Genomic DNA, 20,427 nt, shown 5'->3' with positions numbered 1-20,427 from the left:
GGTCTACATGGCGCGACTCAACATCGCGAGCCCGATCATCGGCATAGGCTTCGAGCTCAATGCGATTGCCGCCGTGATCATCGGCGGCACCAGCCTTAACGGTGGGCGTGGCACCGTGGTCGGCACCCTGCTTGGTGCCTGCATCATCGGCGTTCTGGCGAATGGTCTCATCCTCTTCGGGTTGAGTGACTTCATGCGCCAGATGATCACCGGCGTCGTCATCATCCTGGCGGTCATCATCGACAAGTACCGCGAACGGATCACGGCCGCCTGAAGGCAGCCGTTTCCCCATCGTTCACAAGGACCCCCCATGCTCAAGAATATTGATCCCGTCTTGAACGCCGATGTTTTGTACGCTCTGCGCTCCATGGGCCACGGCGACACGGTGGTGATTTCCGACACCAATTTCCCGTCGGCATCGATTGCCCGGCAGACCTCACTCGGCAGACCGCTCAGCATCGACAATGTACCGGCGGCGCGTGCCGTCCGGGCCATCCTTTCGGTTATGCCGCTCGACACGCCACTGCAGAATTCTGCCGGGCGGATGGAAGTGATGGGCCATCCGGGCGAAATCCCGGCGGTCCAGACCGAGGTTCAGGTCGAAATCGACGCCGCGGAGGAAACCCCCTCGCCGATGTATGGCATCGAACGCTTCGCTTTCTACGATCTCGCAAAGAAGGCGTATTGCGTGATCACCACGGGTGAAACGCGCTTTTACGGCTGCTTTCTGTTCACCAAAGGCGTCGTATCGCCCGTTTCGGCATAATCGGAAAGGTTACCTGACGATGCCCGCTGTTTCTATTCTTGGGATCTTTGTTGCCGACACGGCCTATCTTGCCAGTCGCTTGCCGGTCGTCGGGGAAACGATCGCCGGTAGCGGGTTCTCGATCGGGGCGGGAGGCAAGGGTTCGAACCAGGCGGTTGCGGCCGCGCGGGCCGGCGCGGAGGTCTCGTTCATCTCCAAAGTCGGCCGCGATGCCTTCGGCGACATGGCAGTGAAGACCTATGAAGAGGCGGGCGTCACCGCAGAGCTAACTGTGATGGACAATGTCGCGACCGGTGCGGCGTTCATCTATGTCAACGATCAGACGGGCGAGAACGCGATTATCGTCTATCCCGGCGCAGCGGGCACCCTGTCGATCGACGATGTCGAAGCCGCACGCGCAACCATCACCGCATCAAGTGTTTTCGTGACGCAACTCGAACAGCCTGTCAGCACCGCGCATTTCGCGCTGGAGATCGCGCGACGGGCCGGTGTGACAACCGTCTTCAATCCGGCCCCCGCCGAAGTCTTTCCCGACGCGGTGTTCCCGCTGTGCAATTACATCGTCCCGAATGAGACGGAAGCAGCGGCTTTGGTCGGTTTCCCGCTCGATACGGTGGAGGATGCGCGGCGTGCAGGGGACGCCCTGCTTGCGAAGGGGGCAGGCACGGCCCTGATTACGATGGGTGCGCGCGGTGTCCTCTATCACGCGGCCGACCGGTCGGTACACCTTCCAGCGATCTCCAGTGGGCCGGTGATCGACACGACCGGCGCCGGCGACGCCTTTGTCGGGGCCTTTGCCGCCAAGCTGTCAACAGGCGCCGATCCAGTCGACGCCGCCCGCTTCGGATGCGTGGCGGCTGGTATTGCCGTCACGCGACGCGGCACTGCCCTCGCCATGCCCGCACTTGCGGAAATCGAACAGGCTCTGGAGGCGTTCCGAAGAGCGCGTCCCTGAAACAACGGACGCGCAACGTCCAACGAAGCATGCGGAGGGAAATCACTTTGGCCACTATAGATATCGTGAATGTCAGAAAAGCCTACGGCAGTCTCGCCGTGCTTCACGACATTTCGGTGGAGATACCGGACGGTGAGTTCGTCGTTCTCGTCGGACCGTCGGGCTGCGGAAAGTCGACGCTGCTGCGAATGGTAGCCGGCTTGGAGCCGATCAGCTCCGGTGAGATTCACATCGACGGCCGGGTGGTCAACGGGCTTCCGCCAAAGGATCGCGACATCGCCATGGTGTTCCAGAGCTACGCGCTCTACCCCCATAAAACCGTCGCCGAGAACATGGGTTTTGCCCTAAAGATGCGTGGCGAGAAAAAGGCCGATATCGACAAGCGCGTCCGCCACGCCGCCGAGATTCTCGATCTGACACCCTATCTCGAGCGCCATCCGCGCCAGCTGTCCGGTGGGCAACGCCAGCGCGTTGCCATGGGGCGTGCCATCGTTCGCGATCCGAAAGTATTTCTTTTCGATGAGCCCCTGTCCAATCTTGACGCCAAGCTCAGGGTGCAAATGCGCGCCGAGATCCGCGAGCTTCAGCGACGGCTAGCCACCACCATGATCTATGTGACCCACGACCAGGTCGAGGCGATGACCATGGCAGACCGCATCGTCGTGTTGCGTGAGGGGCGCGTCGAACAGATCGGCTCGCCGCTGGCGCTCTATGACCGGCCAGCCAATACGTTTGTCGCGGGTTTCATCGGCTCGCCCTCGATGAACCTCATCAAAGGCCACCTTCGGGGGGGCGAGCGACCATTCTTCGAGACAATTGATGGGATCGCGCTACCCCTGCCCTCCCTGCCCACCGTCACAGACGGCAGGCCGGTGCTCTATGGCATCCGGCCGGAACATTTCGCGCTGGGCGGCGAGATCAAGCCCGAGGTGACCGTGATCGAGACGACCGGTGCTGAAACCCAGGTCTTCGCTCGGCTCGGCACGCAAAGGATAATTGGGGTGTTCCGCGAACGGGTGGCGGATTGCGCCGGAGAGACCATTGCGATGACGCCTGATGTGGCTCGCGTGCACCTGTTCGACGAGGCTACGGGATTACGGCTCTCGTGACGCTCCAAAGTGTCGGCGGACGAGGATAACCGCCGGCAGGTCGCTCGTCGCAGAGGACATCGACGAGCGAAGCGGTCCGAAGACGCAGAATACGAGTTGCCGGCTCATATGGGACGGTCGGTTGCTAACCAAAGGGAGGAATGAGCATGAAAGTTAGTGATTTCGAGAGAATAATGGCGATCGGCCTCAGCCGTCGGGCCATCCTGAGGACCGGGGCAAGCCTCGGTGCGCTTGCGGCGACCGCTCAGGTGTTTGGGCCAGGTGGAACGGCCAGCGCCCAGGAGGCATCGCTGCGCACGCAACTGCTGCAAATCCCGGGCGTCAATAAGGGTTCGCCTACGGATACCGACTGGCAGAAGATCGGTGAACTATGTCTTGGTCCGACCAAGGCATCTGTCGCCCCAGGCGAATTCGCTGGGGTCGAGCTCTCCTTCATGGGTCTCAACAACCAGAACCTCCACAACCTCCTGTTCCGTGGCTTCCTGAAATCGTGGGAAGAGTACACCGGAGCGAAGATTTCGTGGATCGACCTGGCGCAGGCCGACTACAATCCGCGCCTGCAGCAGGCGATCGCTACCGGAACCGTAGACTTTGACATTCTTGAAATGGGCGCCCCCTTCGAGGGCGATGTCTGCGGCAAGGGTCTGGCATCCGAAATGCCCGACTGGGTCAAGGCGCAGATCGACATGGATGACTATGTCGATTATCTCAAGGCGCCGGTCGGCACCTGGGAAGGAAAGACCTATCGTATCTCGGTTGATGGCGATTGCCACAACTTCAACTATCGCACCGACTATTTCACCGACGAAGCCCTTGCAAAAGCCTGGAAGGACGAGGGTCACGAAGGTGAGTGGGGCGTCCCCAAGACCTGGCAGAAGGTCCAGGAAGTCACGAAGTTTTTGAAGGGCAAGCAGATCGGCGGCATGGAAGCAGTCGGCTATCTCGACGCACCGAAGGCGTGGGGCGGCTTTGGCTTTTACTTCCTCGGCAGCCGCGCCACAGCTTACGCCAAGCACCCCGACGACAAAGCCTGGCTGTTCGACGTCGATACGATGAAGCCGCGCATCAACAACCCGGCCTGGGTTCGCGCCATTCAGGATGTCATCGATGCGCTTCCCTCGGAGGCCGGCGACCAGCTCAACGCCGATCCCGRCACGACAGCCTTCCAGCAGTTCCTGGCTGGTACGGGCTCCATGGTGTCCTGGTGGGGCGACGTCGGTTCCAGCGCCCGCACCAGCGACAGTTCCATCATCGGTGAAACCGTTGGCTTCGACATACTTCCCGGTTCGGATGATGTCTACAATGCCAAGACGGGCCAGTGGGACAAGCTGGCGAGCGGTCCGAACCATGCTCCGAACATGGCCTATCTCGGCTGGGGTGTTTACGTCATGGCCCGTGTCGATAGCGATGAGAAGAAGAAGAAGGCCGCATGGAGTGCTGCGGCGCATCTTGGTGGCAAGGATATCGCACTGTGGACAGCAGCCTATCCATCCGGTTTCCAGTGCTATCGAAAGAGTCAGTTCGATATTAAGGAATGGGTATCGGCAGGTTACGACGAAGCGTTCATTTCGAGTTATCTCGCATCGCAGTCGAACTCCTACAACCATCCGAATGCCGCGATCGAGCCGCGCATCCCTGGCATTTTCCAATACTACAGTGTCGCCGAGGATGAGCTGGCAAAGGTCTTCGCCGGTCAGATGACGGCTCAGGCCGGGGCGGACGCGATTGCCGCAGCCTGGGAGAAGATCACCGATCAAATCGGCCGTGAAAAGCAGATCGCGCTCTATAAAGCGTCGCTCGGCGTCTGAAGCGCCGGCATGATCACGGGACCGGCGGCGTATAACGACGTCGCCGGTCCCATCGGAAACCGTTTCGAGATGTGAAGTTTTCACCCCGCCCGGAGATGCTCACTTATGGCCACGACAATGACCGCTTCTGCGGAGAGCTTGGTGCAGGCAGGAATGCCGTCGGCGGAACGCCGACAGCTCGGAAAGGCTATCATTATATTCGCTTCGCTTGGGCTGCTGACACTGCTCGCCCTGCAGACGCTAGACGCTTCCGGTGCGCTTGCCATTGGCTTTTCCAGCTGGCGACCGGTCCTCTTTGCCTATGTCTTCTGGTGTGTGGCACTGGGCTTGGGGCAGGTGCTAATCCGCGGCGAGGACGGCGAGCGCGCGCTGTTCGTCCTGCCTGCGGTTCTGTTCACCGTCGCGCTGGTCATTTTTCCGACGATCTTCGGTCTCTACATCGCCTTCACGGACTGGAACCTAAGTTCGCTGAACGGCCGGCAGTTCAATGGTCTCGACAATCTTCGCGCCTTGCTTACCGACGCCTATTTCTGGAACGCCCTGCTGAACATGGTCTATTATGTTCTCACGGTGCTAGTTCAGTACGCGATTGCTTTCGGGCTTGCGCTTCTGCTCAATGCCGAAATAAAGGCGCGAAAATTCTTCCGTGTGGCCTTCCTCCTGCCGCTGATGTTGAGCCCTGTGGCGGTCAGCTGGATGATTGGAAAGTCGCTGATGGAGTACCGTTTCGGTCCGGCCGCAACGTTGGCGCGCCATCTCGGCTGGGACAATCCGGCTTTCTTTTCAACACCTTGGCTCGCGCGGCTTTCAATCATGGCGATGGACGCCTGGGTGTCGATTCCATTCATAATGATCCTGCTTCTCGCTGGTCTTCAGGCTCTGCCGTCTGAGGTCAGGGAGGCGGCCAAGGTTGACGGCGCTTCGGGTTGGCAGTCCTTCTGGGAAATTACCTTTCCGATGATGCTGCCGGTGTCGATCACGGCCGTTGTCTTGCGCATCATCTTCGAGCTGAAACTTGCCGACATCGTGATCAATGTCACCGCCGGCGGGCCGGGCGGTGCCACGGACACGGTCTCCAGTTTCATCTTCCGGGAGTATCGAGACCGCTCAAACGTGGGTTACGGCACGATCCTTGCCGAATTCTATTTGGTTATCATCATAATCTTTGTCGCACTGCTTTTGAGGCTTGTGAGCCGCTGGATGACGAAGGCGAGCTGAGACTGGAACGGGAAGAAAAAATGACACGTATGCCTGTAACAACAAGCCGCGATCCTTCATGGCGCACACGGTTTGTCACCCAGCGGATATTGATCTATGCGGGACTGATATTGTGGTCATTCATCTCGTTGTTTCCGATCTATTGGACCATCACGACCTCGTTCAAGACTGCCGTGAACGTGACGCAGGGGCATCTCATTCCATTCGTTGACTTCACGCCCGATTGGAAGGGATGGCGGTCTCTGGGGCTTTCGCCCGACACGCTTTTTGCGACATCGACCGTGCGGGACGAGTTTATCCGACGGGTTCTGAACAGCGTGATCGCATCAGCTGGCGCATCCTTCATCGCCGTGATCCTCGGCTCGCTTGCTGCCTATGGACTCAGCCGCTTTTCCTACACATTTCTCTGGATGCGAAACAAAGACATATCCTTCTTCTTTCTCTCGCAATTGATCCTGCCGCCGGTTGTGCTCGCAATGCCGTTTCTGGTTCTCTACAAACACCTGATGTTGCTGGATTCGCTGGTTGGCCTCATGCTCGTCTACACCCTGATGGTGCTGCCGATCGTGATCTGGATCATGCGCGACCAGTTCGACACAATCCCGCTGGAGCTGGAGCAGGCGGCCATGGTCGACGGTTGCTCAATCTGGGGTGCGTTCTTGCGCATCGTGATGCCCATCGCCCTTCCGGGCATGGTCGCTGCCTTTATCCTCTCCGTGATCCTCTGCTGGAATGAGTATTTCTTCGCTGCTCTTCTGACGAGTTCCAATGCCAAGACCCTGCCGGTAATGGTTGCCAGCCAGACGGGCTCGCAGGGGATCAACTGGTGGTCCATGGCCGCGATCGCAACTGCGGCGATCATGCCACTCCTGCTGATCGGCATTTTCCTCGAACGCTATATCGTCAAGGGACTAACAGCGGGGGCGGTTAAATGATGGATAGTTCGAAGAACTGCTTTCCACGTTCGGGGCTGTCCAAGGTCTCAGCGACCGCACGTTCGAAATCCTCCAGTCGGTTCATCCCGCCGACTGCAATCTTGAAGTCCGGCGATGCCGATGCTTCAACAATCCGCCGCAGTGTTTGCACGTCGTTCGGGTGCGGCGGCGTGAAGAAGTAGCGATAGACGTGCGATCTGATTTCGATTCCATTCAGCAGGACATCGAAATTGTGCAGCTCGAACCGTTCGGGGCTCATGCCGCCGTTGATGATGACCTGACCGCCGAATGTCATGCTCCGAATGAGCTCGCCTGTGACGGGACCGCCAACATTATCGATCAGCGCGTTGAGCCCCCTATTGGCGGTGATCTCCGCGACTCGATCGCACACGCTTCCGGAGAGTGATGAAAGCTCGACGACTTCAGCTGCCCCCAAATCCTTCAAGTCGAGATAGGCACGTCTCACAAAGGAGATGACGTTCACGCTCCGCGCTCTGGCAAACTGCAGCACCATCGTCGAAACGGTCGAGTTGCCGGCAGTGACGGCGAGCCAATCGCCCGGCGCGAGCCGTGCGGCCTCGACCAGATCCCACGCCGTTATGAGATTGAAGAGTTGACCGGCTTTTTCCGGCGGAAATGTCCGTGGCAGCGGCATCAACCATGCCGCCGGGACGGCTACGTACTCGGCCCAGCTGTTGTAGTAGCTGAAGGCGACATAAGCGCCTGGCTCGGTGTCAGCTACATCTTTTCCAACCTTCTGAACAATGCCTGCCCCGTGGTTTCCGCCGATTTGCTGCGGAAAGACCGGCTTCTTCGGCTCGGGATAGAGGTTCTCGATAAACAGGAAGTCGCCGGGACTGATGGGTGCCGAGACCACCCTKATCAGCACTTCGTTGTCTTTGATATCGGGGATCGGAACCTCAGCGAGGCGCAGCACCTCTCGTGGCGGACCAGCTTTGTCGAACACAATCGCTTTCATGACAATTCCTCATGCTTGGGGCGGATGCTTAACCCTAGTCGCCCGTTCGAAAAACTGAATTGGCAAATATGACAAACCCTATGCTAAACTTGCCAGAATCCTATTGTGTTGCACTCGGGGGGCGCGAGCGAGAATGAGTTCCAAGCCGATCCACGTGGTGATCTGGTTGCCGGCCACTTTCTATTCGGCGGTTGCGGCGACGCTCGTCGAGATGTTCGAGCTCGTGAACACTATCCGGCGCGCCGAGATCTTTTCGTTCGAGTTTGTCTCGCGGCAGGCTGCAGCCTCTCCTTCGTCAGGAATTGTTTTCCAGACCCTCAAAGCACCATCCCGACCAATGGACGTACTCATCCTGCTCGCCGTGCCCGGGCTCAATGTAAGCGAGCTGCTGGGCTCATTGGCTGATGAGAGCCGGCATGCCGAACCCATATTGGCCATGGCCAAGCGCGATGACGCGATCATCGCAGCACACTGCTCGGCGAGCTACTTCCTCGCGGAGGGCGGTCAATTGGACGGGAAACGGGCTACAATTTCTTGGTGGCTCAAGGCGGAAGCAGGACGACGTTTCCCCAAGGTGCGTTGGGATCCCTCCCGCCTGCTGATCCGGGAAGGAAAAATCTACACGTGCGGCGGCGGCTTTTCCGGCCTGGAGCTGGCCAAAGCCCTTCTCAAGGATGTGGGTTTGGCGAAGGAAGAGCGCATCGTGCGTAAGTTGCTTGTCCTGCCCCCGTCACGGCGGCTGCAGACTCCTTATGAATTTCGCCTTGAAGACGCCGCCATTCCGGAGCGCATCTCGTTTCTGGAGAAGCTGGGAACCGTTACCGCCGCCAACATGCCCGCCCTCAGTCTTCCATTTCTCGCCCGTCAGCTCGCGCTGTCGCCACGAACGCTTTCACGGCGATTCACGGAGGAACTTCAGACCAGCCCAGGTCAGTGGATTCAAAATCGACGCTTGGAAGCGGCCAAGGAGCTTCTGGAAAGCACGCAACTCGCCATCTCCGAGATCTGTTATCGCGTCGGCTATCAAGATGTCGCCTCGTTCAGCCRCCTGTTCAGTCGCATTACAGGCATGCCACCAGGCGAATATCGGCGGCAAAGCCAATAATGGGGTCGATCCGGCGTGGACGAAGACCTATGACTTTGCCAGGCCCTTCTGGGAGGTGGAGTTGTTTTTGTGCCGGCTCGCAAGAGCGAGGCTGAGAATGCGGCTTGGCGAGAGGGCGGAGCCAACGCCCGACACATCATCCCTGTACGACGGTCAAGTCCACGCCGTAAAGCGCCGCCTTTTCGCGGTATCGCCGTGCACCTTCGGCGAGCCTCGCAGCCGCGTGTTCGTCAAGGCTGCGGATGATGACCGCGGGGATGCCGACCACCATCGAGCCGTCCGGCACGATCATGCCCTCGCGCACGAGCGAATTTGCGCCGACAAGGCATCGTTCGCCGATAACGGCGCCGTTGAGCACGGTCGCACCCATGCCGATGAGGCTGCCCTTTCCGACGCGGCAGCCGTGAATGATCGCATTGTGGCCGATGGTCGCGTCTTCGCCGATCTCCACAGGATAGCCCGGGTCGGTGTGAATGACGCAGCCGTCCTGCACATTGCAACCGCGTCTGAGCGTGATCGCTTCGTTGTCGCCGCGCAGCACCGCGTTGAACCATATGCTGACGTCGCTTTCGATCCGGATGTCGCCGATCACCATGGCGCCCGGTGCCACGTAATACCGTCCGTCATCTGGCAGGCTGGGCGTTCGCGCGCCCAGCCGGAACAAGCCCGGTGCCACCATCGATGCTTCCTTCTTCATTTACGTTGGCATGGCGAGCAGGATCGACGCCGGTGCATTCGTCCGGTTGACGAGTGCCCGGGCCTCGCCGGGCGCCACCCGGCAACTGTCGAGAGGGCCGAGCGCAACAGTCCCGGACACCGTCTCGACCGTCACTTCTCCCGCGACAACGATATAGATCTTCTCGACGGACGCGGCCGTCAGCGAGGTCCGCCCGCCGGGCAGAAGATGCGACAGGCCGATCCAGATCGTATCGGTTTCCGTCGCCTCCTTGCCCTGCAGGCGCAGGCAGCGCATGTCGTAATGCTCTGCCGCCTCGTAAGGTTTCGCCTCCTGATAGCGGGTAACCTGCATCGCCTGCCCTTTACGGCTTCAGGAGAACGCGATCCGGCGTCCCGCGTAGTACCGAGGCATAGGCCTTGGCGGCGCCAGCGAGGCTGTAGCAGGTGGCCGGATTGATCGGGAAAGGCTTCAAGAGACCCTCCTCGAATTTCGGCTTCAGCCGGTCGAAGATACGCGCACCATCGACGGAAGACAGTGCCAGCGTGTCGATCCCGATATATTTGTGGCGGCCGCGGAAAAAGTTGAAAATATCGAAGGGCACGGCCCGGTCGAAGGTCGAGATGAAGATCTGCCGCGCCTGCTTCGCCATCGCCTTGTTTGCAATCTCGAAATAGGGGCTGCCGACGGTGTTGAAGACGATATCGGCGCCGTGGCCACCGGTCTGGTCACGAACGATCTGCGCCACGTCGTCCTTGCTGCTGTTGAGCATCGTCACCGGAGCATTGGTGTGACCCAGCAGCGGCTGGTCGTTATATTCGACGGCGAAAACCTTGGCCCCAGCCATGGTCGCGAGCTGGATCGCAGCCTGGCCGACCTTACCATTGCCGCCACAGACGAGAACGACATCGGTTGGCTGCACGCCGCCGGCTTCCCGCAAGCCTTCGTATGCGGTGATGAAAGGCACGCCGATGGAACCCGCCTCTTCCATGGTGAAGTTGGCAGGCTTCTCACGCACTGCCTTCTGGTCGAGCACCATCCATTTGGCATGGCTGCCGTCCTGGCTGATGCCGAGTTCGCCGCCGCCGCCCCAGATCTCCAGACCGATCATCTGTTTTGGGCCTTCGCGGACAATGCCGCCGAAATCGCGACCGGGAATGCGTGGCCAGACGGCGTGCGGCATATGGCCGAGGGAGGCCTTGACGTCGCTCGGGTTGACGCCGGCGGCGACGATTTCGACGAGCACCTGGCCGGGACCCGGACGCGGTACGCTGACATCGACGACGTCAATAAGCAGGTTGTCGAGATCGGCGGATGCCTGCGAAACACGCAGCGCCTTGCCGGCCTTCGTCTCTGTGAGGATGTTCATTGGGTTGGTCCTTTCTTGGGTACGCCCGGCCGCTCAGGCCTTCAATTGCAGGATACTTCTGGCTTCCGACGGGCCGGCGATCTGCCCGCCCAGCTTTTCGATGATGTCGCGGGCGCGCTCGACGAGTTCGCCGTTGCCCTTCGCGAGTACGCCCTTGGCGATGTAGGAATTATCCTCCAACCCGACCCGCACATGGCCGCCGAGCAGATAGGATTGCGCAGCCATCGGAAACGACATCCGGCCGACGCCGAAGCCGGTCCAGACAGCATCGCGCGGCAGCATGCGCGCGGCGAGCGCCATCGCGTCCGGCGTTGCCGGCAGCCCATACTTGACACCCGTGACGATGGTGAACATGCCGGGCGATTTCAGCACGCCGGCCTTCAGCAGATCGTTGGCAAGCTGAATATCGCCGGTGTCGAAGACTTCGAGTTCTGGCTTGACGCCGGCACCGTTGATGAGGTCGGCCATGATTTTCACATTGCCGGGGGTATTGATCACCACCTCGGCGCCGAAGGTCATGGTGTTGAGATCGAGTGTCGCGATATCGGGTTTAAGCGCGATGATGTGTTCTACCCGCCGCTCCGGCCGCATCAGCGTCGTGCGCGGACCGGCAACGGCCGGGTTCTCGTCGCTCGGATGATAGCGTCCGCCCGGCCCGGTGGTGACGTTGAGGATCACCGCATCGTTCTTCGCCCGGATACGTTCGATGACTTCCTTGTAGTAACGAAGCTCCATCGACGGCTTTGCCGTTTCCGGATCGCGGACATGGATGTGGACGACGGCTGCCCCGGCATCGGCTGCCTCCAGACAAGAATTGGCGATTTCCTCGGGCGTGACCGGTAGGCCCGGGTGGTTTTCCCGGGTGGTGAGATTGCCGGTCACGGCACAGGTGATGATGATCTTTGGCTGCATCAGAGGTGCCTCCCGCCATCGACGACAATCCGGGTGCCAGTCGAGAATTTGAGATGTGTTGCGCAGGCAAGGATTGCTTCGGCGACATCGGTGGTGGTCGTCAGCCGCTTCAGCGGCGTTGCAGCCGCCGCCTTGTCCTTGAATTCCTGGCCGCGGCCGGGAACGAAATCGGTATCGACCATGCCCGGTGAAACTGCCATGACACGGACATGTGGTGCCAAGGCCCGCGCCAGCGAATTGCTCATGATGTCGAGCCCTGCCTTGGCGCCGCAGTAGGCTATGTTGGAGCCGATCCCGGTGAAAGCGGCGATCGAGGAGACATTGACGATCAGCCCGTCGCCGCTTGCCTTCAAGGCCGGTGCGAAGGCCCTGACCGTCGAGAACACGCCACGCCAGTTGTTGACGAATATCTGGTCGATCAGTTCATCAGTCAGCGCATCCAGATCGGCATGCGGAACCGGTTTGGTCACGCCGGCCGTGTTCACCAGAATATCCACCCGCTCAAACCGTGCGATCACGGCCTCGCGAAAGGCCTTGATGCTCGGCGTGTCTTCGATCGATACCGGCAAAGCCACGTGTCCCTCACCCGGCAGGCTTTTGACGAGCGCCTCTGCCTTTTCCCTGCTGGAACGGTAGCCGACCGCGACGCGGGCGCCAGCTTCTGCGAGCAACCGGCAGGTTTCCTGCCCGATCCCGCCGGAACCGCCAACCACCACTGCGACCTTGTCATTCAGAGCCTGCGACATGTTCATTTCCTGCCCTGTCAATGTTTCTTGCCGGAGATCGGCGGTACCGGATAAGTCGGCTCACCCTCGACCAGCTTGAACTCGTACTCGCAGGTGTAGAACGGCAGCGGCGTGTCCGGATGATCGGGATGCGGTTCGGTATGCTCGACGAAGTCGCCGATGATCTGTGTCTTGGCACCGAAGACGACGTCGGTGGCGAGCGCGTCATGGGTGTCCGAGAATATCTGGGTCACCAGCGTCTTGTGGCCGGGCGCCGAGACGATGAAGTGGATGTGCGCTGGGCGCATCGGATGGCGCTGCTGTGCCCGCAGCAGATCCCCGACGGGGCCGTCGACCGGAACCGGATAGCCGGCCGGTTTGACCGAAGTAAAGTGGAAGCTGCCGGCGGCATCGGTGCGAAACACGCCGCGCAAGTTGAAATCGTCCTGGCCCGTATCCTGGTTTTCGTAAAGACCGACCGGTGAGGCCTGCCAGACGTCGAGCTTCGCACCGTCGATCGGAGCACCATCGACACCCGTCACCTTGCCTTTGAAATAGAGCACCGGACCGGGCGTTTCGGAGCGGGCGATGCAGTCGCCGCAGGCGCAATCCGGCGCCTGCCCGCGATAGAACGGGCCGAGCAGCGCCGACATGGTTTCACCCTGCATGCCGTCATTGTTGATCAGGTCAATCAGCGTCGAGGCACCGACGACGTCGGCGGCAAGCACCACCTCGTTATTGCTCTCGTTGGTGTGATGGCCAAGGGCTGCGATCCAGCGCAGGCCCTGCTCGAATTCCTCTTCGGTCGGCTGGGTCTCGATGATGAATGCGTGCAGGTGCCGAACCATGGAATCCATGAGTTGTTTCAGCCGCGGATCGGATGTGCGCGACATCGCCGCAAGCACCGTCGGCGTCACGTCGGCAACTGTGCTTATGAGCTTCGGTTCGATTGTTACGTGCTGCATGATGCTTCTCCTGTCGTTGCCCGCGCTTCAGGCGGCTACCGTCTTCAAGGCCCGCAGATGTGGATATTTCTCCGTCAGCAGGGCACCGTGGTAATAGGTCTTGGCAAACGCATCGGTGGTGCGGATGCGGTCGAGCCACGTGCTGATTTCGGGCGCATCGTCCCAGATGTGGCCGAGATTGATGTCGTCCATACGCACGATGACGGGCATGATGGCGATGTCGGCAAGCGTCAGGTCCTTGCCCATGAGCCAGGGGCCGTCGTTTTCCCGCAGCCAGCTTGTCATGCGCTCAATGCCGCGGCGCAGGCGACCGAGCGCTTCGTCCATTTCCGATTGCGGGAAACCGGTGCGGCCCATCTTGAGCAGGAACTCGCGGCGAAGCGGCTTGCTCTCGCAGACGGCGAGGAATTCCTCCTGCGTCATCGCCTGATAGTGCGGCAGGAACGCCAGATTATAGGACGGCACGCGGACCGCCGGTGTCGGAACCTCATCGATGTAGCGCATCATCGCCCGCATCCGGGCCACCTTCAGCGGATCCTCCGGCCGTAACGGCGAGACGGTGCCGAGGATATCTTCGAGATATTCCATGATGACGGCGGAATCGATGACCGCGTTGCCGTTGTGGACCAGCGCCGGCACCAGGCCGTTCGGATTGATCTTCAGGTATTCCGGCTTCAGCTGGTCGCCCTTGAAGAGATCGAGCTTATGTTCCTCGAACTCTCGGCTCTTGGCATGCAGCACGTAGCGGACACGCTGGCTGCAGGTGGATTGCGGCGCATTGTAAAGAACATATTCCGGCATGACATCTCTCCTCCCGCCCTTCGGCAAGGTTAAAATCAAGCATTGAGACGGCGCCCGATTGGGGACAGTGCGTACGGTCAATCCCAGTTGAGAACGCGGGGCAGTTTGCCTTTCCGCGCCAGCGTGCCGACGAGGCCGAGCGGGAAGAACATCAGGCCCGCCGCCATCACCATGCCCGTACCGAGGATGTTGATCTCCGAGGCGCCCATGGTGGCGACGAACAGTTCGTTGAGCACGACGATCAGGATGGCGCCGATCGCTGGTCCCGCAATCGTGCCCTTGCCGCCCAGGATCGACATCAGCACCAGGTTTGCCGAGACAAGGATCACCAGGAAGATGTTGGGCCTGAGATAGGTGAGGTATTCGCCCCACACCGCACCCGCCATGCCGACGAAGAATGCCGACAGCGCAAAGGCCATCACTTTGTAGAAGCGGGTGTCGATACCGGCGCTTTCCGCCTTGATCTCGTCCTTGGAGATGGCCCTGAGGCCAAGGCCGAACTTCGAGTGCTTGATCCGGTAGCTCGCCCAGATGGTAAACGCGGCAATGGCCAGCATCGCGTAATAGTAAGGCACTTTTGCCCAGAGCACGGGCAGACCGTTCGGCGGCAGCGTGACGCCATTGGCGCCGCCGATGAACTCCCAGTTATCGAACAGGATGCGGGCGATCATCAAAAGAGCGATCGATGAGATGATGAAACTCGGACCCCGCACCTTCAGCGTCACCATGCCGATGAGGTACCCGACCACCGCGGCAAGGAGGCCGGCCAGGGGTGCGGTGATGATCGTTGAGATGCCGTAGCGAGCAAGGATCATGCCGGAGAAATAGCCGCCGATCGCAAAGAACACGGCGTGTCCGAGCGAAATGTAGCCGGCAAAGCCGCCAAGGATATTCCAGCCCGAGGCCATGGCGACATAGGAGGCCGTGAACAGCACCATGTGCAGCAGGTAATTGTAGTTGCCGGTGAATTGCAGCAGCGGCAGGGCGATGAGGATGGCCATCACGGCCAATGGAAACCATGTGGCCCGGGTCTGGTCGGCCTTGCGGGCAAGCTTCTCATTGTGGGCGCGGCGCGCTTCGACGACTGCACTGGCGCTGGACTGCTGAAGTGTAACGGACATCATGCCATCTCCGGTTTTTCGCCGAACAGGCCCTGGGGCCGCACCAGCAGGATGAGGAAAAGAGCGAGGAAGAAGGTGAGCGTCGACCAGGTCGCGCCGATCCAGGTGCCGACAAAGGCGGCGATGACCGAGAGCATGAGTGCCGCGACCACCGTGCCGAGAATGCTGCCCATGCCACCGAGCACCACGACCGACATCAGCATGGCAATCCATTCCCAATGTTTTGCCGGGAAGAAACTGAAAACGAAGCTGACGAGCGACCCGGCCGCACCGGCAAGACCGATGCCGATGGCAAAGGCGAGGATGCAGATGAAGTTGACGTTGACGCCCAGAAGCTCGGCAGCTTCACGGTTCTGCGTCGTTGCCCGGATCGCATAGCCGAGGCGGGAATATTTGAGAAACAGGCTCAGCCCGCCGATAATGAAAAGCGAAACGATGCCGGCATAGAGTTGCCCCTTCGGAATGAAGAGATCGCCGATGAAGAAGGCATCCGTTGCATATTCCGGCGAAACGACGCGCTGTGTATTTGTGAACAACCCGCCAAGCAGGCCTTCGACCATCATTGCCAGCGCGAAGGTCAGAAGCACCGTCATCTCGGAATATTTGGCGCTCTTGGTTTCCCGCTCGAACATCAGACGGTAGAGCAGAACGCCGATGGCGGCCATGATCAGGGAGGCGACGGGCAGCATGACGATCGGATCGAGACCGGTCATCTTGAAGGCCCAATWGGTGACGTAGGCGCCGCCAATAATCAGCGAAGGGTGCGCGAGATTGACGATGCGCATCACGCCGAAGACCAGCGACAGGCCGGACCCCATCAGTGCGATGACGCCGCCGAGAGCGAGGCCCAGAATGAGTATTTGCAGAATATCTGCCATCATGTGCTCCTTCAGGCGGCCTTCTTGCCGCCAAGGTAGAGTTCCTGGATACGCGGGTCGGCCAGCACACTGGCGGCCGGCCCCTCAAACAGCGTGCGTCCGAGGTCGAGCACCACGCCCCAGTCGGAATTCTTCAGGCCCATCAACGCGTTCTGCTCCACGAGCAGAACTGTGACGCCTTCCGCCGACATCATCTTCATGATGTCGAACATTTCCTGGACGATCTTCGGCGCCAGTCCGAGCGAGGGCTCGTCGAGCATGACGATCGCCGGCTTGATGATCAGCGTGCGTGCCATCGCGAGCGTCTGCTGCTGGCCGCCGGACATGGTGCCGGCATGCTGGTCTGCCCGCTCGCGCAGGATCGGAAACCGTTCGAGAATGCCTTCGATGCGGCGTTCCAGCTCCTTCTTGTCATCAAGGATGAAGCCGCCCATCCGCAGGTTTTCGCGCACGGTCATCTTCGGAAACAGCGCCCGCTCCTGCGGCACGAAACAGATGCCTTCGCGCAGGATCTGGTCCGGACGCATGCCGTTCAGGCGCTTGCCCTTGAAGACGACGTCGCCCTTGCGGATCGTCAGCATGCCGCAGATGGCCTTCATCAGCGTCGATTTGCCGGCCCCGTTCGGGCCGATGATGCAATGGACCTTGCCGGGCTCGACGGTCAGATGGGCGCCGTCGAGGATCGCCGGACCATCGCCGTAGCCGGCGGTAATGTTGGTAACCTGAAGAAGCTCCGTCATCACGCCGCCTCCTGCTCGAGCACGCCACCGAGATAGGCATCAAGCACCTGCGGATCCTTGCGCACGACATCAGGCGTCCCGTCGCAGATCACCCGGCCCTGCGCCATCACGACCACACGGTGCGAAAGCCGCATGATCAGGTCCATGTTGTGCTCGACGATCAGCACCGTCAGTCCGCGCGCATTCAGCGCCTGGATATGACCGATGATTTCCTCCAGCAGCGACGGGTTGACGCCGCCGGCCGGCTCATCGAGCAGGATGATCTTCGGGTCGGACATCAGAAGGGCTGCGAGATCCATCAGCTTCTTCTGCCCGTAGGACAGGTTGTTGCCGTCCTCATAGGCGATGCGGGTGATGCCGAGAAAATCGAGGATGGACATGGCCTTGTCCTTTTCCTCCCGGCTCATCGCCGGCTTGAACAGCCCGGCGATGCCGTCGACGCGCGACTGGACAATGACGTTCTCGATGACGGTCATGTCCGAGAGATTACGGGAAATCTGAAAGGTGCGGCTCAGGCCCCTGGCGGTCACCTTGTGCGGCCGCAGATGATCGATCCGTTGGCCGTCCAGCCAGACTTCGCCGGATGTGGGCGCAACCGTGCGGCTAATACAGTTGAAAGCGGTCGTCTTGCCGGCGCCGTTCGGGCCGATCAGGGCGGTGACCGAGCCCTTCTCGACGGTAAACGTCGCGCCGTCGACGGCCCGTATGCCTCCATAATGCTTGCAGAGATTTTTCACTTCGAGCATGCGTCTTACCTTCCATCACGTCTGCATTCGGCAGTCAGGATGTGAGACCGCGGCGCGGCCTCACGGTACGGGAGAGGTCAGAAACCCGCCTTGGGGTAGCTGAACGGCACGACGCCCTCGAACTCGCCCTTCGGATAGACGAACTTCAGCTGACCATCCTGCCACTGGGTCATGATGTGCTCCTTGTTCTTGGCCAGGCCGCGCTCGTCCCAGGTGAAGCGGCCAAGAACGGTGCGCACCGGGTTATCCTTGGTGCGTGCATGCAGCCATTCGCCCATCTTGGCATTGTCGGTGGAATTGGCACCGGCAATGGCCTGTTCTATGCCCTGGCAGACCGCGAAGGGGATGGCGCTGTCTTCATCCGGCTCGACGCCATAGGCGGCCTGGAATGCCTTGACGAAGTCGCCGTTGCTGAACGGCTTGCCGGCCAGCGTGCCCTCGAATGGAACGTCCTTGTGCCAGGTCGTGTGGATCAACACGCCTTCGGCGGCTTCCTTGCCGACGCCTTCGATGAACTCGTTCTGCGCACCCTGGCTGAGATAGACCAGCTTCGGTGTCGCGCCGACCGTTTTCAGCGCGCGCGTCAACTGAACGGCCTCTTCGGCGGATGCCGTCAGGCCGACGATCATCTCGGCGCCCGAGCGCTTGATCGAGTTGGCCATATTGAGCCAGTCGTTGAAACCTTCTTCGGGCCACTTCTCCTGCATCACGACCTTGATGCCGGCGTCGGCAAGATAGCCGGGTGCAAGATCGGCGATTTCCTTGTCGGTCGCAGGATCCTTGACCTTCTGGCCCAGCAGGCCGGCGGCAATCGCATTGGCGAAGAAGTCATCGGCTGAAACGACCGCGACCGTCTTCGGCGCCTGGCCCGAAGCGACGATGTCCTTCATAACGGCGATCACGTCCTTGCCGGTATATTCCGCGGCGCTGACCTGGAAATAGAACAGGTTCTTGTAGCCCTGCTCGTAGATGCGCAGCGCGCCGCCCGACGGTACGGGGTGCACCATGTTGTATTTCGAAAGAATGCTGGCGACCGGGAAGGTCAGGCGGCTGGAAAAGGTGCCGTAGACCGCATCGACCTTGTCGACATTGATGAATCGCTCGTACTGGTTGATCGCGGTTGCCGGGTCGGAACGATTGTCGCTGACGACCAGCTCCACCTGCCGGCCGAGAATACCACCGGCCTCGTTGATCAGCTTGGTGCACAGCTCGTAGCCACGCTTGTGTTTTTCACCGCTGACCGAAAGGCCGCCGGTAATCGGTAGCGATGCGCCGATCTTGATGTTTGCCGCCTGGACGGCGCTGGCCAGCAAAGCCGCCGCTGCCGTCGTCGCTAGAAATTTCGTCAATTTCATCGATGTTCCTCCTTTTGGTGCAATCGATTGCACGGCTTGCCAAAAAAATCGACGGACAACCGGATTGCCCGCTCCGCGCACATCGCTTACCTCCAAGGCTCCTCCCTAAGGCAAATGATCGCGTGAATAATCGACGAACGATATCTCGCCATGCGAAAGCGTGCAATCGATTGCATAATTCACTAACATCTCATATTCGTACAGTCAAGGAAAATTCTGCAATCGATTGCTTAATTCGATTCACACGGTAGAATGCGGCACCATGTGAGGCGATGACATGCAAAAAAAACGTATTACGTTGAAGGACATAGCGCGGGAGACCGGCGTTCACGTATCGACCGTTTCGCGGGCATTGGACCCCATTGAGCGCAAAACGATCACGGAAGAAGTCGCCAAAAGAATCCAGGCGGCGGCGGAAAGCCTGGGCTACCGGCCGAACCGGATCGCGGCGGGGCTCAGGACCAACCGGACGATGACCGTCGGCGTGATGATCCCCGATATCACCAACGTCATTTTCCCTCCGATCCTGCGCGGCATTGAAAGCGTGCTCGAGCCTCTCGGCTATGCCTCGATCATCGTCAACACCGACAGCGAGAGGGATCGGGAAATCCGCCTTCTCGACGTGCTGCGCGACCGCGGCGTGGATGGCATCATCCACGCCGCCGTGCTGCGCAGCGATCCGTCGATCGCCAGTGCTGCCGAGGATGGATTGCCGGTCGTGACGCTCAACCGAAAGGTCGAGGACTCCGATATCCCCTATGTCATCAACGATGAGGATGCCGGCATCTGCCAGATGCTGCGGCATCTGCGCCAACTCGGGCATACCCGGATCGCACATATCGCCGGGCCGCAGGATCTCTCCACCGGGCAATTACGGCTCGCGGCATTCCGCAGGGCGGCGCAAGACCTCGACGCCGAGATCGATGAACAGCTCATCGCCGTCGCCACCCGTTTCGACGAGCAGGAGGGCAGCCGCTGCCTGACCGAGTTGCTTTCGTCTGGCAAGACCTTTACCGCCGTGCTCTGTGCCAACGACCGCCTGGCGCTGGGCGCCATCGAGGGCCTGCGCGAGCGCGGCATCGACTGCCCGCGCCAGGTTTCCGTCACTGGCTTCAACGACATGCCGTTCCTCGAGCTGATCCGGCCGAAGCTGACGACGGTCAGAATCCAGCAACACGGCGCCGGACGTGCGGCCGCCGAGATCCTGCTGCGATTACTGAACGGCGAGACGGCGGATGACGTCGATACCGAGACGATCCTGCCG

Annotated in this window: 22 protein-coding genes; 9 read left to right on the top strand and 13 right to left on the bottom strand. The window is 60.4% G+C overall.

Annotated features, from left to right (window positions below; all coding sequences use genetic code 11):
• From AC1D17_RS23455 to AC1D17_RS23425, 7 genes are all read left to right on the top strand, one after another.
• Positions 1-274 (top strand): ABC transporter permease (locus tag AC1D17_RS23455; RefSeq protein WP_477567707.1); only part of this gene is annotated, 274 nt, incomplete at its 5' end.
• Between the two features lie 36 nt (positions 275-310).
• Positions 311-766: an RbsD/FucU family protein gene (locus AC1D17_RS23450; protein ID WP_477567706.1), complete on the top strand. Its 456-nt coding sequence runs from the start codon at positions 311-313 to the stop codon at positions 764-766.
• Between the two features lie 19 nt (positions 767-785).
• On the top strand, positions 786-1,721 hold the full coding sequence (gene rbsK, locus AC1D17_RS23445; protein WP_477567705.1) for a ribokinase: 936 nt from the start codon (positions 786-788) through the stop codon (positions 1,719-1,721).
• A gap of 47 nt (positions 1,722-1,768) precedes the next feature.
• Positions 1,769-2,830, top strand: coding sequence for an ABC transporter ATP-binding protein (locus AC1D17_RS23440; protein WP_477567704.1), 1,062 nt, complete (start codon positions 1,769-1,771; stop codon positions 2,828-2,830).
• Between the two features lie 146 nt (positions 2,831-2,976).
• A complete protein-coding gene (locus AC1D17_RS23435; protein WP_477567703.1) occupies positions 2,977-4,638 on the top strand; it encodes a sugar ABC transporter substrate-binding protein in 1,662 nt (553 codons plus the stop codon).
• Positions 4,639-4,791: 153 nt separating this feature from the next.
• Entirely contained in the window at positions 4,792-5,856 is a 1,065-nt protein-coding gene (locus AC1D17_RS23430; protein ID WP_477567709.1) for a carbohydrate ABC transporter permease, read from the top strand.
• Between the two features lie 29 nt (positions 5,857-5,885).
• On the top strand, positions 5,886-6,791 hold the full coding sequence (locus AC1D17_RS23425; RefSeq protein WP_477567708.1) for a carbohydrate ABC transporter permease: 906 nt from the start codon (positions 5,886-5,888) through the stop codon (positions 6,789-6,791).
• Here the strand turns inward: AC1D17_RS23425 and AC1D17_RS23420 are convergent.
• A complete protein-coding gene (locus AC1D17_RS23420) occupies positions 6,784-7,770 on the bottom strand; it encodes a quinone oxidoreductase family protein (RefSeq protein ID WP_477567702.1) in 987 nt (328 codons plus the stop codon). The genes AC1D17_RS23425 and AC1D17_RS23420 overlap by 8 nt on opposite strands.
• A 133-nt stretch (positions 7,771-7,903) precedes the next feature.
• Between AC1D17_RS23420 and AC1D17_RS23415 the strand changes: the two genes are divergently transcribed.
• Positions 7,904-8,875 carry a GlxA family transcriptional regulator gene (locus AC1D17_RS23415; protein ID WP_477567701.1) on the top strand — a complete coding sequence of 324 codons (972 nt, stop codon included), beginning with the start codon at positions 7,904-7,906 and terminating at the stop codon, positions 8,873-8,875.
• A 136-nt stretch (positions 8,876-9,011) separates the two neighbouring features.
• On the opposite strand, the gene AC1D17_RS23410 is transcribed toward AC1D17_RS23415, so the two are convergent.
• The 12 genes from AC1D17_RS23410 to AC1D17_RS23355 form a co-directional block, all read right to left on the bottom strand.
• A complete protein-coding gene (locus tag AC1D17_RS23410; RefSeq protein WP_477567700.1) occupies positions 9,012-9,554 on the bottom strand; it encodes a gamma carbonic anhydrase family protein in 543 nt (180 codons plus the stop codon).
• An 18-nt stretch (positions 9,555-9,572) separates the two neighbouring features.
• On the bottom strand, positions 9,573-9,905 hold the full coding sequence (locus tag AC1D17_RS23405) for a cupin domain-containing protein (protein ID WP_477567699.1): 333 nt from the start codon (positions 9,903-9,905) through the stop codon (positions 9,573-9,575).
• A gap of 10 nt (positions 9,906-9,915) precedes the next feature.
• Positions 9,916-10,920, bottom strand: a complete 1,005-nt coding sequence (locus AC1D17_RS23400) for a quinone oxidoreductase family protein (protein ID WP_477567698.1) — start codon at positions 10,918-10,920, stop codon at positions 9,916-9,918.
• Positions 10,921-10,953: 33 nt separating this feature from the next.
• Positions 10,954-11,832 (bottom strand): beta-keto acid cleavage family enzyme, encoded by an 879-nt coding sequence (locus AC1D17_RS23395; RefSeq protein WP_477567697.1) that lies wholly within the window; start codon positions 11,830-11,832, stop codon positions 10,954-10,956.
• Positions 11,832-12,578 carry an SDR family NAD(P)-dependent oxidoreductase gene (locus AC1D17_RS23390; protein WP_477567696.1) on the bottom strand — a complete coding sequence of 249 codons (747 nt, stop codon included), beginning with the start codon at positions 12,576-12,578 and terminating at the stop codon, positions 11,832-11,834. Before AC1D17_RS23390 ends, AC1D17_RS23395 begins: the two co-directional genes overlap by 1 nt.
• A gap of 17 nt (positions 12,579-12,595) precedes the next feature.
• Positions 12,596-13,522, bottom strand: coding sequence for a dioxygenase family protein (locus AC1D17_RS23385; RefSeq protein WP_477567695.1), 927 nt, complete (start codon positions 13,520-13,522; stop codon positions 12,596-12,598).
• A gap of 27 nt (positions 13,523-13,549) precedes the next feature.
• On the bottom strand, positions 13,550-14,323 hold the full coding sequence (locus tag AC1D17_RS23380; RefSeq protein ID WP_477567694.1) for a glutathione S-transferase family protein: 774 nt from the start codon (positions 14,321-14,323) through the stop codon (positions 13,550-13,552).
• Between the two features lie 77 nt (positions 14,324-14,400).
• Entirely contained in the window at positions 14,401-15,444 is a 1,044-nt protein-coding gene (locus AC1D17_RS23375; RefSeq protein WP_477567693.1) for a branched-chain amino acid ABC transporter permease, read from the bottom strand.
• On the bottom strand, positions 15,444-16,322 hold the full coding sequence (locus AC1D17_RS23370; RefSeq protein WP_477567692.1) for a branched-chain amino acid ABC transporter permease: 879 nt from the start codon (positions 16,320-16,322) through the stop codon (positions 15,444-15,446). The genes AC1D17_RS23375 and AC1D17_RS23370 overlap by 1 nt, the downstream gene beginning before the upstream one ends.
• Before the next feature lie 11 nt (positions 16,323-16,333).
• The gene (locus tag AC1D17_RS23365) at positions 16,334-17,062 is read right to left on the bottom strand and encodes an ABC transporter ATP-binding protein (protein WP_477567691.1); all 729 of its coding nucleotides are present in this window, start codon (positions 17,060-17,062) and stop codon (positions 16,334-16,336) included.
• On the bottom strand, positions 17,062-17,808 hold the full coding sequence (locus tag AC1D17_RS23360; RefSeq protein WP_477567690.1) for an ABC transporter ATP-binding protein: 747 nt from the start codon (positions 17,806-17,808) through the stop codon (positions 17,062-17,064). Before AC1D17_RS23360 ends, AC1D17_RS23365 begins: the two co-directional genes overlap by 1 nt.
• 77 nt (positions 17,809-17,885) lie before the next feature.
• Positions 17,886-19,163 (bottom strand): amino acid ABC transporter substrate-binding protein, encoded by a 1,278-nt coding sequence (locus AC1D17_RS23355; protein ID WP_477567689.1) that lies wholly within the window; start codon positions 19,161-19,163, stop codon positions 17,886-17,888.
• A 277-nt stretch (positions 19,164-19,440) separates the two neighbouring features.
• Between AC1D17_RS23355 and AC1D17_RS23350 the strand changes: the two genes are divergently transcribed.
• Positions 19,441-20,427: LacI family DNA-binding transcriptional regulator (locus AC1D17_RS23350; RefSeq protein WP_477567688.1), on the top strand; the 987-nt coding region annotated here is incomplete at its 3' end.

This window comes from Pararhizobium sp. P1_E7, from assembly GCF_056405855.1.
Note: the sequence above shows the minus strand (reverse complement) of the source record. Positions and strands in the feature narration are given on the sequence as shown.